We start from the raw sequence: 16,374 nt of genomic DNA on the forward strand, positions 1-16,374 counted from the left end.
CACAAGCAGGATGAAATTATGGATTTATTGTTGCCGCTTCTGGGCATCTGGTCAATTTTGGGATACGGAATCCTGGTGGCGATCGGGGGCATCATCGGCTATGTCAATTCTAGAAGTAAGGTATCGCTGATTTCGGGGTTGGCTAGTGGAGGGGTGCTGGCGATCGCGTGTTATCTCTGCTGGCGGGATCTCTTGCTCGGATTTGGTCTAGCCAGCCTGGTTGCCCTTTTGCTGTTGGGGGTGTTTGCCGTTCGGTTTTCCAAAACGCGCACCTTTATGCCTGCGGGTCTGATGGCGATTCTCAGCTTTTTAGCAACGGTTGGCTACGGGCTGCCTACGCTGTCAATGCTCAGTAGCAGACGTTTTTAACGTGAATTCGACGAACTTCTTCGCTACGGCTACGAACGCGGGAGAGCTAACTAAATCCCCTACAAGTGAGCAGCTTTGAGCCGGAAATCTTCTCTAAAAGTCCCCCAAAATGGGGAGTTGGGGGGCAGAAGAACCTGAGAGCGAAGCGAAAGAACTCCATGGAATTGACGTTAAATCGGAGTCAAGGCTTAAAGGAATTAGGATCGTCCATTCCAGCCTTGGGCAGCATCATTCACCGCCTGATCAACAGTCTTCTGTCCCAGCATCGCAGCTTGCAGATTTTGATAGACGACTTTTTGCAATTCCTTGACATCTTTCATCGCTGGAATCAACACTTCAGCCGTTTTTAATTGGCTGGCACTGACCATTCTGGCCTTGTCTACCGGAGTTGCATCAGCAGGAATGTTGGTGAAATAGCGATCTTCTGAAGCCTTGATCGTCGAAGGCAACACATTGGCCGCTTTGGCAAACGACAACTGATTTTGATCATTCGTAACAAACAGCGCAAACTTAAGAGCCGCATCGGGCTGATCGGTGTCTCTAGGAATCACTAAATTCATGACGGCAACGTTCTTTTTGCCCGTATCTCCGGTGATCTGTGGCGCAGAGGCAGACACCTTAGAAATCGAAGGCGCATTCTTTTCGATCGTCTTCAAAAACTCCGCGCCCGATGCCAAAATTGCGGTTTGTCCTTGCTGATAAAGGTCGATCGCATGGCGGTGTCCCTCAGTCAGCACTTCTTTGGGCATCAGACCATTTTTGTACAAATTCACCCAATATTGAAACGCAGCTTTCCCTTGGGGCGTATTGAAGGCAGCTTTTCCCTGTCCGTCTACTAACTGCACCCCCATTTGCACAAACGATTCGAGAACCTCACCAGAATCTTCAGGAACTAAGGTCGCAAAAAAGGCATATTTTCCCGTTTTGTCTTTGATCTGTTTGGCGGCTTGGGCCAATTCTGCATAGGTTGTCGGAGGTTTAGTCAGACCCGCTTGCTTAAGTAGATCATTGTTATAGATAGCTACTCGCGTCGTCAGATACCAGGGCAACCCAAAACTTTTGCCATCCAACGTACTCGACTGCCAAATGTTAGAAAAATACTGCTGTTTGACCTCGGCGGGCACTTTGCTATCGAGTTCGAGCCAGGCGTTTCGGGTGGCTAACTGAGAGGCAAAATTGGGATTGAGATTCACCACATCGGGCGCACTTTTAGCGGCAACTGCTGTGAGAATTTTGCGCTCCATCTCCGCCCAAGGCACATCGACCCAACGGATTTTGGTGCCCGGATTTTCGGTTTCAAAGGTAGCAATCAGTTGGTTAAAGTAATCGGTGAACTGAGGCTGTAGTTGCATCGTCCAAAACTCAACCTCCCTCGAACTGGATGCCTGCTGCCTGACTGCGGGCGCGCCACAACTCACCAACCAACTCAACACAATGCCCAACAGCGCAAGCACTCCAAATTTTTTCCAGGCTCTCATTTGACGCATCTTAATTTGATTCTTAACTTGATTTGATTCTTAACTTAAACAGCGATCGGTAGCTTAGTCTACCTGATCCTCTAAAGATTCAGTTTTGAGTTTTGCGGCTTGAAGTTCAAGATTTTCTAGCGGCAAAATGATCTAAAAGTTGGTTTTTTTAAGGTTCATACTGTTTAACCTGACCTATCAAAGTTCAAAACTCAGAACTGAGATATTAGCGTTCTCCTTTCTTTTGGTAGAGGTAATGGTCTCGGTTTTCGATCCAATCTGAAAACAGCAAACTTCCAAGGAGAGAAGACGACATGATCAGGGTTTCAAAACTGAGCGCGATCGCGAAACATTCTTCTGTCGGCCTTGCGTCTCTGGCGTTGGCTTCACTGTTTCCCGATGCTGGGTTGACTCAATCGACGACCGCAGGCTTTCCGCTTTTAATCGCACAGTCTTCGAGGGATCAACCTGTGACCAATCCAGGGATTTCTGGAGGAAACACACCTGCGTCAACGATTCCCTCGACGAGTGCGCCCTCAGTGCCGACGGGTGATCAGCCTGTATCTAATCCTGGTGTTTCGGGGGGAAATGCTCCCGCATCAACGATTCCCTCGACAAGTTCTCCCTCAGTGCCGACGGGTGATCAGCCTGTATCCAATCCTGGCGTTTCGGGGGGAAATGCTCCCGCATCAACGATTCCGTCTACCACTCCCGCAACAGGCTCTCCAACGGATGACCCCGCAAACCCGCCCAATGTCATCGAGCGGAGGATTATTCAAGGAGATGACGTGATCATTCCCAATAATCAGACCCCAAGACAGCCCAGAGTCAGAACGGCTCCAGCCCAAACGCCCAGTCAATCAACCACCCCGGCTCCAGTTTCTCCCACATCTCAGCCTCTTCCTCAAACCACAGGCTTTATCAGAACGGCGATCGCCAGTCAGCTAAACAACTCGACTCCCGGATTGGATGCTCAACTGCTCCAGGCGACCTGCAACCAAAACTGGCGAGGAGCCATTGCTATCGTGGATCGGGCCCTTGCGGCGGCTCCTGCCAGTCAGGGACTTTATCGATCGCAGCTTCGTCAATATCGGGGTCGATTGGAGTCTTTAGCCGCCGCCGGAACCGCCATCCCTAACTGGACTCAACGCTGCACAGGAAGCTAACACAGTTCGTTTTGCTCAGAGTTTTACTCAAAACAACCTAACCCAAACTTCTCCCATCTTTTTGCAGAGGCCGTGTTGCGATAGCGACATGGTTTTCCTGTGTTCATCTGTATTTATATAGAAGAAACTCTTTCACGCCTGACTTTTGTTATGTAGAGGATATCAAAGCAAACTTTACCCTTCCATACTCTGATTTTTAGCTACCAATATTTCAATTAGGCGATCGTGAATCGTCTGAGTTCTTAACCGATCGCTCTTGATTCCTAAACCCGCGATCGTTCAAAGCTCGATCGTATAATCCTGTTCTCCCTCTTTCCTCCTCGCCCCTCACCCCCCACTCCTCACCCCTCACGCCTCCACCCCACTTATCACAGCTTAAAAGAATTATTCGTCTGTTTTCTGAAATAGCGTGTACTATTCACTGAAGAGTGGTCAACGCTATCAAAATCGGTGAATTTTAAGCAAACAAATTCTCGATCGAAGCGTCTGCCAACTATCAGGTCAGTGCGTTTTACCCTGGAGAAATCAAAACCTTTTAGGTCTGAGATTCCTTTAGAATGACCTGGTTTGTTCACTGCTCAGTTTGGGGTAGTTTAAAGTCGTCAATCAAAATTTATTGCGTGAATGTACAATAAATTCCTTACATGATTCTGATGGGTTCGCAAGTTTGTATCCAAACGAGTCATTGTGAATTAAATTGTGTACTATGCACTAGCACCTGACTGTGTTGTGATGAATTCTGTCGGTAAACCGGGTTCCTAAACTATTTCTTAGTGGGCTAACAAATCTGTGGTGAACGGTCTAAAAGGTCTCTTTTCAAGAAAGTCGAAAGGGGTTGGCATAGAGTTAGCCCCCGATCGCATCAACATTGCCCAGTTACGCAAGCAGGGTCAGGGGTTTAAACTGACCAGCTTCATAACCGTTCCCGTGCCTGACGGGGTGTTTGAAGAAGGGCAAATTGTCGATCCGCCAGCGATGTCTGAACTGATTCAAACCGCTTTGGCTGATAACAAAATCAAAGTTAAACAAGCCGCGACGGCCGTTCCGGGAGGGCGCGATACCGTCACTCGAATCATTCCTGTCCCCGCCGAGCTAGACGATCGCGAGCTGCGAGAAATGGTTCTTAACCAGGAAGCCGGCCTCTACCTGCCGTTCCCGCGCGAAGAAGCCGACGTAGACTATCAAAAACTCGGCTTATTTATTGACGAAGACGGCATCGAAAAAGTCCAGGTTTTGCTCGTCGCCACCCGCAAAGAAATTACCGACGTTTATATCAACACCTTTCGCCAGGCGGGCCTGCAAGTAGACGTACTAGAGATTAGCAGCTTTTCGCTGATTCGCACGATTCGCGACCAACTGCGGCAATTTGCCCCCCAAGAAGCGGTCGCCCTCGTCGATATCGAGTTTGAAAGCACCGAAATCTCGATCACAGTGGATGGCGTTCCCCAATTTTCGCGCACCGTGCCGATCGGGTCGTTTCAGATCCAGAGTGCTTTGTCTCGCGCGATGAATCTGCCTCCGTCTCGCAGCATCGATTTGCTCCAGGGCATGACCATTCCCTCTAACCCGATGGATACAATGGGCAGTCCGCGAATGAGCAGTGGCACCAATCCCGGCACCGCCGCCATGCTGAGAGTTTTAGGAGAACTGGCTGACGAATTGCGCCGATCGATCGACTTTTACCTCAACCAGGGCGAAAACCTGGAGGTGGCCCAACTGCTTTTGGCTGGGCCAGGCGCGTCGATCGGACAACTGGACGAATTTTTTACCCAACGGCTGAGTCTGCCCTGCAATCAAGTCGATCCGGTGGCAGCCCTCTCGCTAGAAACGCCGCAAGAAATTCCCCTGACCGCGAGACCAGGATTGGGCGTTGTATTGGGCTTAGGACTGAGGGAGGCATGGTGAAATGTATAGTTTAGACATCAATTTTCTCAACGATCGCCCTGAATATAAGCCCGATGGGGCGAGGCGAGGCACCCGTCCTAGAACGGCTACGTTTGCGTCAAGCGATCGTCGTCCCCTTTACTGGGGTCTAGCCGCAGGCGTGTTTTTCCCGGTCGTGATGCTGGCGCTGTGGGGCATTCTTCAGGCAGAAAGTTCCAAACTCACCACTGAGCAGGCCGAGTTAGACAGTCAGCTTGGCAACTTGGAACAGCAGAAGAAAGAACTCGCCGCCGTCAACGAGCAAATCAAGCAGACCACCGACGAAACGCAAGCGCTGGCAACAGTGTTTAACCAGATCAAACCCTGGTCAGCGATGGCTCAAGATATTCGCGATCGCTTGCCACCGGGGGTACAAGTCACCGCCATCAAACAAGTGGCTCCTCCAACGACGGGGGCCGCTGCCCAGCCTGCGCCTTCTCCCGCTGCCGGGGGCGCTCAACCCGCTCCACCTGTTTCAGGCGTGATTCAAATCACAGGGCTTGCCAATTCTTTTAATGATGTCAATGACTTTATCTTGACTCTACAGCGCTCTAACTTTATGCAGAGCGACAAAACACGGCTTTTGGCAGCAAAACTAGGGACTCCTGGAACTCTACAAAGCCTCAATTTTCCGGGGTCAACTCCAGGTGGAGGGTCTAGAGAAACGCCAAAATTGCCGCCCCAAGTCGAATTTTCCATTGAGACTGCTTTGAATGAGGTTCCTGCTTCTGAGTTAATTCGTGAACTCGAACGCAAAGGAGCCGTTGGACTGGTGACTCGCATTGATGCGCTCAAAGATAAGGGAGTGATTAAACCATGACGGCAGGTGGAGATTTTATTCCTCAAGACTCTGACTTTGATCAGGGCCCAAGCTACCCCACGGTTTTTGGGGTCACGATCACGCCCGTCGTCAGTGGGGTTTTGTTGGCGACCGCAGGGGTAATTGGTGCGGCGGCTCTTTGGGCCTATGTGGTCAGCCCTGCCTGGGAAAGTTATCAGACCCTCAAAGCAGATGTAGAAGCCAAGCGCGAACAGGTCAACCAGATTGCAGCCGTTAAAAAACAGGTGGCAGACGCGAAAACAAAACTGACGCAGGTTAATCAGCAACGCGATCAGGTGTATGCACTATTTGCCAACGAAAAAACGCTGGATACCCTGCTATATGATCTCAACCAGTTAATCGAGAAAAACAATGCTGGGCGAGTGGTTGCGACTCAGAGCAAGTTGAATAATTGCCCCTCCTGGGTGAGAGATCAGTATGCCAACATCCTCACTTACCAGAAGTTTGAAGACCAAGCCGGGGCGCTGATTGCCGAAGCCAAGCTAAATCGGTTTGAACCCAATCCCAAGGGAGCCGAAGTGATTACTGACAGTTCTTTAGGGCCAGCCATCAACAACAAGCTTAAGCGTCAAAGTGTGAGCGTTGACTTTAAGGGCAACTTTAACCAAACGCAGTCGATTTTTAGAACGATCGAGCGACTTCAACCCTTGCTTCTGGTAAAAAATCTCAGTGTGCAGGTCGGCACTGGCACAGGAAATAAGCCGGGTACCGTTCTCTATGAAACCGGGCCGGGGGGATCTGTGCGATTTTTGACGAATTGCCAGCCGGATGCGGTGCTAACGACAAGCTTTCAAATGGAGGCGCTATTGCCTTTGAGCGCGGCAGATAGAAAAGCATTGGCTCCCAGCCCTGTGGTCAGCCCGGTGGCTTCACCTAAATAGATGGACAAATTCTGCGAGGTCGTCCATTTGTCTAACGTCTCGAACGCTTTAACTAATTATCTTTGTTGAGGGAGGAGTGAATTCAGTGAAAGAACTTTATGGAATCAGTGGCATGGCCGCTACGACGATCGCTTTGATCGCTAACTTGCCAGCGGTGGCGGCTCCATCTCAGATTACCAATGTCAAGCTCAATCCAACTCGCGCTGGCGTGGATGTGGTAATCGAAACTCAAGCGGGCGATCGCCCTCCCCAGGTGTTTAATGTCAATCGAGGCAACACTTGGACAGCCTACGTGTTTAACACTCAGATCCGCGCTCCTTTTCAGCAGAGCAATCCTGCCCCTGGGATCTCGTCGATCGCAGTTACGCCAGTTGCGGGGAATGGAGTACAAGTGACCGTGGTTGGTCAGGGTGGCACTCCCACAGGGCAAGTTTCTAGCCGCAATGCTCAAGGGGTAATTTTGAGCGTCAACAGTACAGGGGGCCCGATCGCTCAAGCGACTCCTGCAACTCCCACGGCTCCCACGCCCTCAGCCTCGCCTTCTCCGACCGTTCCTGTTGCGCCGCTAACGCCCAACCCGGCTATTTCGCCGAGTGCGCCGAGTGTTCCTACATCTCCAGTGCCACCGTTTCAGAGAAGGGCTGTCCCGCCGCCTGTCGGAGATATTTCGGTTTCACAGACGGATACGAGTGCTGCGTCGATCGACCTGGGCACCGCCGAACGGATTCCCCGGTTGGTGTTGAGAGATGCTCCGGTACGAGAAGTGTTGTCTCTGCTGGCACGGGCAGCCAATTTGAACCTGGCTTACAGTGAAGGATCGCCTGCTGGAGCGCCCGGAGCGGCTGGACGAACGTCTGGTGGCCCAACGATTTCTCTCGATATTGAGAATGAGTCGGTGCAGGATGTCTTTAACTATGTGCTGCGGATTGCTTGTGTCCCGGCGGCAGGGGGCGCTCAGGGCGGTGGGAGCGCTCAATGTGGCAGCTTGGATGCTAACCGGAGCGGACGGACGATCTTTGTCGGCCCAAGATTGCCCAATGCAGCTCGCAATTTGGCTTCTCGCAGTTTGCGGCTCAATCAGATTCCGGTGACCAGTGCGGTCAATTTTTTGGTGGGCTTGGGCGCAGAAAGTGCGGTCACTCGCGAACGTCAAGTTAGAACGGTGGTGGCTCAGTCAGCCGCGCAGCTAGAAGGTGCCCAGACAGGTGGAGGGGGCAACCAGCCTCAGACGCAAACCGAAACAACTACTGAGTCTAGAGTTGAAGTTCAGCGAGCCAATTTCCAAGATTCTACGCCGCTGTTGCGGGGGTTGCAGGTGTCGGGGGATGAGCGAACCAACTCGATCACGCTGATTGGGAGTCCCAAACAAATCGAGTTGGCGACGAGTCAGTTGGTGCAGCTTGATTCGAGACGGCGGTTGGTGGCTGTCAATGTCAAAGTAGTGGATATCAATCTGCTTGCCCTCAACCGAGCAGGTGTGAGTTTCTCCTTTGGGGTCGGCAATTCACAGTTTGTCAACTCAAACGGGGTCGCCCTGCTCAACTTTGGCACCAGAACTCCCGGCTCAACCGGATTGACAGGACAACCTGGTCTTGTAACCAGTGTTCCTGGAACTGGCACCGCTGTTAATTTCGCCCGTGCTTTCTTTGCTCAGTTGCAAGCTGCGGTAACGAACGGCAATGCCAAAATATTAACCGACCCAACGCTGGTTGTTCAGGAGGGTCAGACAGCGACGGTAAACCTGACTCAGGAGGTCGTTACCAACTTCACCCAGCAGATCACATCGGTTGGTACGAGTGGCGCTCAATCTACAGTAACGGTTGAAAAGAAGCCTGCTGGACTCATTTTGCCCGTTAAGATCGATCGCATCGACGACAACGGTTATGTCTCTCTATCGGTTGCTCCTTCTATCTCGCAGCCAGACGGCACCGCCGAAATCGTTTTGACTGCGGGCAGCAGCAACAGAATCACGCTCTTGTCAGAACGAAAAGTGGAGTCAGGTCAGATCCGTCTGCGCGATGGTCAAACGCTCGTGCTCTCAGGCATCATTCAGGAACAGGATCGCGTCGATTCCACTAAGGTTCCGATTTTAGGAGACATTCCTCTGTTGGGTGCTCTATTTCGCAGCACTCAGCGGACGAGTCAACGGCGGGAGGTAATTGTACTGTTGACTCCCCAGATCATTGATGATTCTGATCGTTCTGCTTATGGGTATGGCTACACGCCTGGAGCCGATGTTCGCCAATTCTTGCAGCAGCAACAACAGAATGGAAACCGCTAACTCATAAACCTGTTTCTAGAATGGTGAATAACTCAAACAGTTGTTCATCATTCACCCACTAAAAAGCCAGAATTCGGGAATGGTTCCTGAGTCCTGGCTTTTTGAGTAGAGAGACAACTAATTGAACCTGACCTTTAACGTGAATTCGATGAAATCTTTCGCTGTGGTTGTTAATCCAGGCAGCCCCCTAAATCCCCCATGAGTGAGGGACTTTGAACCCAAAATCTTGTCTGAAAGTCCCCCAAAATTGGGGGGTTGGGGGCAGAAGCGCTGAACAACGCAGCAAAAAAACTTCATCGAATTCGCGCGACCTTTAGAAGAACGATCGCGCTCTACCGATGCAAGGCCTGTTTGCGTGAGACTCGACCCAGTTCAACTCTGGTGGTAGCTTCTTCGAGCATCAACGTCCGCACCGTCTGATTGTAAACATTTACCTGGACAACCTTACCGTGATCAACATCTAGCGCCGTCAGCCAACCGCTCTTAGGATGATAAGCGCCCGTATCAATGTCGAGCCAGCCTTGTCCTTGAGCGATCGCCCCTGGGGTCACGCCCGGAAACGTAAAGGTGATCGTGTGTCCAGTAATAATCGTCTTGTTGGCAAAATAAGGGCGCGGACAGCCGTGAAACTCTTCGCGAATCCAGCAAAATTCTTGAGAAGTCTGATGCTCGATCGGCAAGTCAGGATGCACCCCTGCATGAACTAACCACAAATCACCCAGATCTAGATGCGTTGGCAATGTTCGTATCCAGTCAACGTGTTCGAGCAAGATTCCAGAATCGCCATAGCTAGCTACCGTCGCCCGTCCGCCACTTTGTAACCAAGCCTGGAGCGCAGGCGCAAACACTTGCCCGTTAGGAAACGATTCGAGCAGAAGCTGTTCATGGTTGCCTAGCAGCGATTGATAAGGGCTACTTTTGACAAATTCGACCACCTGAGCACTCTGCGGGCCGCGATCGATCAAATCCCCCAAAAAGTAAACTTGATCTTCTGCGCCAGGAGCTAGCGCGTCTAAAAGCGTCATTAGCCCAGCGTAGTGACCATGCACATCACCAATGATAATTCGACGGGGGGAGTTTGAGGTCATGCGATCGCCTTTCTCGAAAAGTCTAAACACAAGTTTGGAGGAAATATGAAAACGCGAACTTTATGCAGATACCCCTTGTCTGGACTAATTTCTGGGAAGTAAGAAATTAATTTTCTACCCATTGCATCCAGAGTCTCTGCAAGAAGTGTCCAAGGTGGAAAAGTCGTGAATAATCGACCTGCTTACTAACTGCAATTATGCCCCTTCGCTTTCCGGATCTCACGAGACAGGTATTAATCATCACAGGATCTCTTCAAAAACTTTATCTTCCTAAAGCTCTCAAAAACTGCTGCAAGCCTGAAAGTAGCCCCTGTCTTGATTGTTGGCTTCCAGTCACCGACGCAAATAGCTCATCTAGCTTTTCAGAATCAGGCTTTTCGGCAACTTCGGCGATCGCTTGATAAACGCCATCCGTTTCGAGCCAGACTTGCCAGGGGTCAGGGTAGCAGCGCAAAATCGCCGAGTGGTCATCCAAAGGGCGCAAGTGATAGCAGGGTTCGATCGTATCCAAAAAACGCTGTCGAAGCTGACGACCTGCATAGCCAATGCCGATCGTAGATACGTCTTCTAGTCGGGCATTGAACAACACAATTGGACGATCGCCCGCCACACTGCAAATCTGCTCAACTGGGGCAACCTCGACAGCACTGGGAGCCACAAAAATATAAAGCTGATCTTCAGGATCAACCTGCTCCTCAGCCGATGTAGTTTGTCGTGCGCCTGCGACATCTAAACTGCGAATCTGAAAGGGAACTTCTCCCCAATCCCGTTTTGCCAGAGCCGCCATGCCCGCATCTGTAAAGAAAACTTTTAGCCCGCTTCCCCACTCTGTAAAGGCTGTGAGAAACGTTCCTGCGATCGGTAGAGGTTTGAGTTCGGGAAACAAAATCTCGACCTGAAGACGTGTATAGCCCGCAGCGATCGCCGCCTGAATTGCAGTTTGAGCCTGAGCGATCGCGTCATCTAGCGTGGTAGGAAGTTCAGCCATAAGGCAATCAATTAGAAAGCAGTTAGAAAGCGTCACGTCCGTCTGCAAAGATAGAGATAATTTCACTACCTACTCTGGGACGACTCAAGTCTAGACCAACACTTTACCAAGTTTTTCCAATTTTTATCGACTCACTCCCCTACTCCCTACCTATGCTGACTTCTACAAGAGAACTGCTAGAGACGGCCCGACGAAACGTTTATGCGATCGGCGCTTTCAATATCTACAACTTAGAAGGCGTAAAGGCTGTGGTCATGGCAGCCGAGGCAGAAAACAGTCCCGCGATGCTACAACTTCATCCCAGCGCCTTGAGCTATGGCGGATTTCCCTTGGTGGCGCTCTGTTTGGAGGCGGCCCGATCGTCTACTGTCCCCATCTCCGTTCATCTAGATCACAGCACGTCCGCTGACGATATTCACACAGCACTGACGTTTGGAATGGCTTCGATTATGGCAGATGGCTCTCACTTGCCCTACCAGCAAAACTTAGAATTTACGCGAGAAATAACGCAATTGGCGCATCGAAAAGGAGCCGTCGTCGAAGCAGAAATCGGCAGAATCAGCGGCACTGAAGATGGTTTAACGGTGGCCGAAAAAGAAGCCAAAATGACCGATCCGACCCAAGCAGTCGAGTTTGTCAAAGCAACAAAAGTAGATGCGCTTGCGGTGACAATCGGCAATGTCCACGGAGAATATCGCAGTGAACCAAAGCTCGATTTTGCTCGCCTCGAAAAAATTCGCCATCTTTTGGGAGACTTGCCGCTAGTGCTACATGGGGCTTCAGGGTTGCCAGAGTCGATGATTAGTCGCTCGATCGAACTAGGGGTTTGCAAATTTAATGTCAATACCGAAGTGCGGGCGGCCTACATGAAAACGCTCAAACAGGGATTGTGTTCTTCATCGCTCAAGGATTTGGTGGACTCGATGGGGGCAACGATCGAATCCATGCAGTCTGTCATCGTCGAGAAGCTGCGGCTGTTTGGTTCTTCTGGCAAAGCTCACCTGCATGAAGGACCCTACGCAGATATGCTGCGATTTAACGGTCAGTTCCCCGAATCTGAGATTCTTGAATTTATTATGAAAAATTAACGTGAATTCGATGAGAGTTTTTTCGCTTCGTTGTTCACGGCTTCTGCCCCCCAACCCCCAATTTTGGGGGACTTTCAGAGAGGAATTCTGGTTTAAAGTCCCTCACTCGTGGGGGATTTAGCGGGCGTTCCTGGATCTAAAAGCGAAGCGAAACGTTCATCGAACTGACGTAAAATTAGGCTTCCAGCGCCGTTGAAAATTCGCCTCACAATTTGCCTCACAAACAAAGATCCCCAACCTCTTGAAGAAATCGGGGATCTTGAACGTTTTGGGACTCTTTTTGGGACTCTAAAATAGAAGTTTTTAAGGCATCGTTTTGGGTCTGAGCCGCTCAAACCTCAATCTTTTCTTCGTTGGGATCGACTATCTTTTGGTCGATCGCTTCCTTGATATCCTGAGACTCTGCACCAGAAGGCACTTCTACAGAAAGCTTACGCTGTGAGAAACCCCATGCAAAAATCCCTGCGATGAATGCGACCATTACCCACTCAGGCGGCACAAAGTCAGGATTGACCACTCGTAGCAGCAAGCGCACCCCAACTAACGCAACCGTGAGATAGCCTGCATCTTCTAAATGCTCATACTCGGTCAACCAGCGAATAAATAGACCCGCCATAAAGCGCAACGCCACGATCCCAATCGTCCCGCCAACCAAAATCAGCCAGGTATCTTGAGAAACTGCGATCGCCGTCGTTACACTATCTAACGAAAACGCTAAGTCGGTTACCGCAATTACGGGGATCGCCTGCCACAGTGACGCAAATCGCGGCCCATGATGCGCCGACCCTTCTTCTGGCTGAGACGTGAAGTATTGAAATACAAGCCACAACAGATAGGCCGCACCCGCCAACTCAAATTGCCAATACTTCATCACCCACGATGCTGTCAATATCAGCGTCATCCGTAGAACATAGGCAAACACCAGCCCAATGTTGAGTGCGCGTTTTTCGAGTTCGGGGTCTTCTAATCCCTGGGTCAGGGCAGCAAGTGCGATCGCGTTATCCGCCGACAGCACAGCTTCTAATGCCACCAAAACAGGTAGGAGCAAAAGGGTTTGAGTGTTAAACTCGCTCGGCAAATTCAAAAACTGGTCTAGCATCAATCGTTTTAATCTAAGTGTGACAAACCACTCTTGACAATTTTACTTCTCAAAGCGAGGTAGACACTGTACCTACCTATCAGCCTACCCTCATCAAGGTGATTCTGGACGAGCCAGATTAATTCGCAGCTTAGAAAAAATTAGAGCCTTGATTCTTCAAATCAAAATCTTCTTTAACTCAAAAATCTTCTTTAACTCAAAAATCAATGCTGCTGCTCTGTTGCATCTTGTTACAAAGTCTTCCGCAGTGGCGCGTTTTCGTTCACATTGGGGGACTATAAACCCTGAGATAAGGAGTTTTCAAACAATGCCTTTATCGGATACTCAAATTCTGGTTGCCCTAGTCGTTGCCCTCATTCCTGGAGTGTTGGCGTTTCGGTTAGCGACAGAGTTGTATAAGTAGGTTCTGGTGACTTGGCGAGAAATGTGAACGGTTGGCCGCTAGCAAGCGATCGAGCGATCCCCAAAATTTGGATGATCGTTTTTAAGCAAGCGAGTTAAACTAACAGGACAGATTTCTCGCCTGTCTGATGAAAAATAACTTCTTAGACAGGGAAGCTGGAAAGCTGCTTAGTTCAAACATACTTCTTGATTTTGACAGTTAGATTTGCGATTTTAGGTTAGCTCGATCGACTGATTCAGATAACTAATTTGGGGCGCGGTTTTGCTAGAAGTTTGACTTCTCAAATTTTATCCCTTCATTAGAAAAGCTTCTAGATTTGTGGTTTTGCCTCTTAGGGGCGAGAGATTTAGTCTAAAATTCAAACTCCGAAATTCAAAATTGCTTCTGGCAGTTACTCTTCAGGCATGGCTTTTAGTGCCTTAAATTCTGCCTTTGTTCTCGCACCGTATGAACTGATGAACGCACTCCAAACGCCCCCTCCTGTCCGTCCGGCTCGATCTCCTCAATATACCCATAAGGGGTCGCCCCGATCCAATCCTCGTCCCATACAGCGCCACCATCATCGCGCGATCGCCGTAGAAACTTCGATCAAGCTGACGGTAAATCTAGTGATTTCGGGAGCAGCGATCGCGGCGTTAACGCAGCTATTGCCCTACAGCATTGCTCAACAATCCAAACTTCAAGAAGTGAGAGCAGAGGTCAAAACGACTCAGGCGCGGGTTGGTCGCCTCAAGTCAGAATTTAATCGCTACTTTGATCCCCGTCAAGCTAGGAGCATCATGCAGGAAGAAACCAACCGGGCTGACCCCAATCAGCGAGTTGTGGTTTTAGAAGAACCTGTGCCTGACACGGCTGCTCAGTTGCCTTAACCTTTGTCAAAGTCTCACTTGCCGAAGCGTTCCCAAAAGGGGCGCTTTTTGGTGTTTGTGGCTAAGTTTGCATTACTGTGGTCAGTTCGACTACGGTTTTTCGCTTCGGTGTTCTGAAGGTGTTCTGAACTTTTGCCCTCCAAGCCGTTAATTCTGGGGGTCTTTCAGTCCAGACTTTCAGTTCAAAGCCCCTCGCACATGAAATCTGGCAGGCATCTCCGGAGTAAGATTTTTGCGGCGGCAATTCGATACAGCTTTTTCGCTTCGTTGTGAATCGCTTCTGCCCCCAACCTTCCAATTCTGAGGGGCTTTTGGATAAGATTTTCAGTTCAAAGTCCCCAAAAATGGGGGATTTAGTGGGGGCGAAAAGATGGACACTTCCCACAGATTCATCCCCCCAATCAGCAACGCCTAAAAAAACTCCACAACGGTCTTGCTGCGGAGCTTCTGCACTGGAGAGATTAAGTCGCCAAGTTAGCGTTTGTTTTTACCGGGGTTGCTTCAGTCTTCGTCATTGCTGCCACCGCGGGGACGAGAATTTCCAGGATCGCAACCTTCCGCACCGTTGCCAATCCCTTGATTACAGCGCCGCTTTCTGCCTTTCTTATCGTCGTCATCGTCGTCGTCATCGTCATCTGAGTCGATCATCTGATCAGTGGTCAATAGCCGATCTGCTTCATATACCGAAACATTTGTGCTGCTGACCTCGATCGTTTGCACCACTCGCCCCGGAGCCGACACAAACACCGAACTGAGGTTGGACTGAAACACCTCGATCGACTGGTTGACCAGCGAAAACGCCCCACTTGTGAAAGAAATTGGGTAGACACAATTAGAGCGCGGCATCGGCAGCCCAGACAGCGCAAAGGAACTCAAATTCTTCAGACTCCGAACGCTGCGAAAAAACGTCACTCGTGCATTTTGATAGCTTTGACGAGTCACTTGAGAAACCTGGGTGAAATAGTCGTAAATTTGCGTGTTGGAGTCGATCGCCCCATTTTGATCGGTGTCAATGCCATAAACGGTGCGGACGATGCGATCGGAGGAGCGATCAGGCAAAACTAAAGTCACGGCAGCATTTTCAGACAGCAGTTCAAATTCGCTGTAGCCGATGAATTGATTTTCCTGGTTAAAAAGTCGCACAATCACCCGATCGCCCGATTTCAAGCCCTTCATAAATTTGGCTTTTTTGTTGACCTTGTAGCGAAAATCTCCTAGAAATCGCTCACTTGAAAAGCCCTGTGACGTTCTGTTGCGAACTGAAACCCGCGCCACTACTTTTTTGGAAGACGCTTGCTTTTGAGCGATCGCCAGACTAAAACTGCCTTGATTGACTCCATATTGGCTACTAATCTGCTGTGTGATCAACTGAGAACTGGTGGTTTGAGCGATCGTCTGATAAGACTGGGTTTGCTCAAAAAAGACGGATCTGTCGCGCACACTCCCCCGAACGTCATAGCGCAGTTGAGCCGTGACCCGCAGTTCGACATTGTTCAGGTTTATGTCACCTAGTTGTCGGCGCAAATCATTCAGCGAAATCACTTCGGGTGCCAGGATGGTTTGTCCTGCGTTATTGCTAATCAGCCGTGCCCCTGTCGAGGTAAAAATCTGCACCCATTGGTCATTTCGTCGCGCAAACACTTGATAAACCGCATTGGCATAGCTCGTTTGAGGCTTGTCGAGAATGCCCAGTTGCACCACCAGTGAGGTATCTTGTCGTGTTTGCACCAGTCGAGCCACCTTGAGAACAGCGTTCCAGCTTCGCTGTTGACTGATCTGTAAGGGAGCCGCGATCGCCATCTGCCCATAACTTCCCATCAGCAGCGTTGAAGACAGGAGGGCGATCGTCGCTTTTCTCCAAAGTGACTTGCGAGTATAACCAGGCACAGAGTTTTTCATGAGTTCCGTTAGT

Annotated in this window: 14 protein-coding genes; 9 read left to right on the plus strand and 5 right to left on the minus strand. The window is 50.1% G+C overall.

Features of this window, described 5'->3' with window-relative positions:
* The first annotated feature begins 18 nt into the window (after nt 1-18).
* The gene (locus tag ACKFKF_RS19040; RefSeq protein WP_446869149.1) at nt 19-369 is read left to right on the plus strand and encodes a TMEM14 family protein; all 351 of its coding nucleotides are present in this window, start codon (nt 19-21) and stop codon (nt 367-369) included.
* Between the two features lie 197 nt (nt 370-566).
* On the opposite strand, the gene ACKFKF_RS19045 is transcribed toward ACKFKF_RS19040, so the two are convergent.
* On the minus strand, nt 567-1,856 hold the full coding sequence (locus ACKFKF_RS19045) for an ABC transporter substrate-binding protein (protein ID WP_446869150.1): 1,290 nt from the start codon (nt 1,854-1,856) through the stop codon (nt 567-569).
* Between the two features lie 293 nt (nt 1,857-2,149).
* Here ACKFKF_RS19045 and ACKFKF_RS19050 point away from each other — a divergent pair, with 293 nt between their 5' ends.
* The 5 genes from ACKFKF_RS19050 to ACKFKF_RS19070 all read left to right on the plus strand — a co-directional run bounded on the left by ACKFKF_RS19050 (nt 2,150) and on the right by ACKFKF_RS19070 (nt 8,927).
* A complete protein-coding gene (locus ACKFKF_RS19050; RefSeq protein WP_446869151.1) occupies nt 2,150-3,001 on the plus strand; it encodes a hypothetical protein in 852 nt (283 codons plus the stop codon).
* A 792-nt stretch (nt 3,002-3,793) separates the two neighbouring features.
* Nucleotides 3,794-4,906 (plus strand): type IV pilus assembly protein PilM, encoded by a 1,113-nt coding sequence (pilM, locus tag ACKFKF_RS19055; protein ID WP_446869152.1) that lies wholly within the window; start codon nt 3,794-3,796, stop codon nt 4,904-4,906.
* A 1-nt stretch (nt 4,907) separates the two neighbouring features.
* Nucleotides 4,908-5,744 carry a PilN domain-containing protein gene (locus tag ACKFKF_RS19060; protein WP_446869153.1) on the plus strand — a complete coding sequence of 279 codons (837 nt, stop codon included), beginning with the start codon at nt 4,908-4,910 and terminating at the stop codon, nt 5,742-5,744.
* The gene (locus tag ACKFKF_RS19065) at nt 5,741-6,646 is read left to right on the plus strand and encodes a hypothetical protein (protein ID WP_446856892.1); all 906 of its coding nucleotides are present in this window, start codon (nt 5,741-5,743) and stop codon (nt 6,644-6,646) included. Before ACKFKF_RS19060 ends, ACKFKF_RS19065 begins: the two co-directional genes overlap by 4 nt.
* 85 nt (nt 6,647-6,731) lie before the next feature.
* Nucleotides 6,732-8,927 carry a secretin N-terminal domain-containing protein gene (locus ACKFKF_RS19070; RefSeq protein ID WP_446869154.1) on the plus strand — a complete coding sequence of 732 codons (2,196 nt, stop codon included), beginning with the start codon at nt 6,732-6,734 and terminating at the stop codon, nt 8,925-8,927.
* Nucleotides 8,928-9,259: 332 nt separating this feature from the next.
* On the opposite strand, the gene ACKFKF_RS19075 is transcribed toward ACKFKF_RS19070, so the two are convergent.
* Entirely contained in the window at nt 9,260-10,045 is a 786-nt protein-coding gene (locus ACKFKF_RS19075) for a metallophosphoesterase family protein (RefSeq protein ID WP_446869155.1), read from the minus strand.
* 232 nt (nt 10,046-10,277) lie between these two features.
* The gene (locus ACKFKF_RS19080) at nt 10,278-11,003 is read right to left on the minus strand and encodes a DUF1995 family protein (RefSeq protein WP_446856895.1); all 726 of its coding nucleotides are present in this window, start codon (nt 11,001-11,003) and stop codon (nt 10,278-10,280) included.
* 152 nt (nt 11,004-11,155) lie between these two features.
* On the opposite strand from ACKFKF_RS19080, the gene ACKFKF_RS19085 reads away from it, so the two are divergent.
* Nucleotides 11,156-12,091, plus strand: coding sequence for a class II fructose-bisphosphate aldolase (locus ACKFKF_RS19085; RefSeq protein WP_446869156.1), 936 nt, complete (start codon nt 11,156-11,158; stop codon nt 12,089-12,091).
* A gap of 331 nt (nt 12,092-12,422) precedes the next feature.
* On the opposite strand, the gene ACKFKF_RS19090 is transcribed toward ACKFKF_RS19085, so the two are convergent.
* A complete protein-coding gene (locus tag ACKFKF_RS19090; protein WP_446856897.1) occupies nt 12,423-13,190 on the minus strand; it encodes a TerC family protein in 768 nt (255 codons plus the stop codon).
* Between the two features lie 307 nt (nt 13,191-13,497).
* Between ACKFKF_RS19090 and psaM the strand changes: the two genes are divergently transcribed.
* Together psaM and ACKFKF_RS19100 are read left to right on the plus strand one after the other, a co-directional pair.
* A complete protein-coding gene (gene psaM / locus ACKFKF_RS19095) occupies nt 13,498-13,593 on the plus strand; it encodes a photosystem I reaction center subunit XII (RefSeq protein WP_446856898.1) in 96 nt (31 codons plus the stop codon).
* Between the two features lie 404 nt (nt 13,594-13,997).
* Nucleotides 13,998-14,462 (plus strand): slr1601 family putative cell division protein, encoded by a 465-nt coding sequence (locus tag ACKFKF_RS19100; RefSeq protein WP_446869157.1) that lies wholly within the window; start codon nt 13,998-14,000, stop codon nt 14,460-14,462.
* Between the two features lie 501 nt (nt 14,463-14,963).
* Here ACKFKF_RS19100 and ACKFKF_RS19105 read toward each other — a convergent pair.
* Nucleotides 14,964-16,361 (minus strand): hypothetical protein, encoded by a 1,398-nt coding sequence (locus ACKFKF_RS19105; RefSeq protein WP_446869158.1) that lies wholly within the window; start codon nt 16,359-16,361, stop codon nt 14,964-14,966.
* Between the last annotated feature and the right edge of the window lie 13 nt (nt 16,362-16,374).

The organism is Phormidesmis sp. 146-12 (assembly GCF_052939495.1).

Excerpts from the sequence above, each read along its gene's own strand:
- ACKFKF_RS19045 (WP_446869150.1), bottom strand. The coding sequence starts at position 1,856 with ATGCGTCAAATGAGAGCCTGGAAAAAATTTGGAGTGCTTGCGCTGTTG.
- ACKFKF_RS19085 (WP_446869156.1), top strand. The coding sequence starts at position 11,156 with ATGCTGACTTCTACAAGAGAACTGCTAGAGACGGCCCGACGAAACGTT.
- ACKFKF_RS19040 (WP_446869149.1), top strand. The coding sequence starts at position 19 with ATGGATTTATTGTTGCCGCTTCTGGGCATCTGGTCAATTTTGGGATAC.
- ACKFKF_RS19060 (WP_446869153.1), top strand. The coding sequence starts at position 4,908 with ATGTATAGTTTAGACATCAATTTTCTCAACGATCGCCCTGAATATAAG.
- ACKFKF_RS19100 (WP_446869157.1), top strand. The coding sequence starts at position 13,998 with ATGGCTTTTAGTGCCTTAAATTCTGCCTTTGTTCTCGCACCGTATGAA.
- ACKFKF_RS19065 (WP_446856892.1), top strand. The coding sequence starts at position 5,741 with ATGACGGCAGGTGGAGATTTTATTCCTCAAGACTCTGACTTTGATCAG.
- ACKFKF_RS19080 (WP_446856895.1), bottom strand. The coding sequence starts at position 11,003 with ATGGCTGAACTTCCTACCACGCTAGATGACGCGATCGCTCAGGCTCAA.
- ACKFKF_RS19090 (WP_446856897.1), bottom strand. The coding sequence starts at position 13,190 with ATGCTAGACCAGTTTTTGAATTTGCCGAGCGAGTTTAACACTCAAACC.
- ACKFKF_RS19105 (WP_446869158.1), bottom strand. The coding sequence starts at position 16,361 with ATGAAAAACTCTGTGCCTGGTTATACTCGCAAGTCACTTTGGAGAAAA.
- ACKFKF_RS19050 (WP_446869151.1), top strand. The coding sequence starts at position 2,150 with ATGATCAGGGTTTCAAAACTGAGCGCGATCGCGAAACATTCTTCTGTC.
- psaM (WP_446856898.1), top strand. The coding sequence starts at position 13,498 with ATGCCTTTATCGGATACTCAAATTCTGGTTGCCCTAGTCGTTGCCCTC.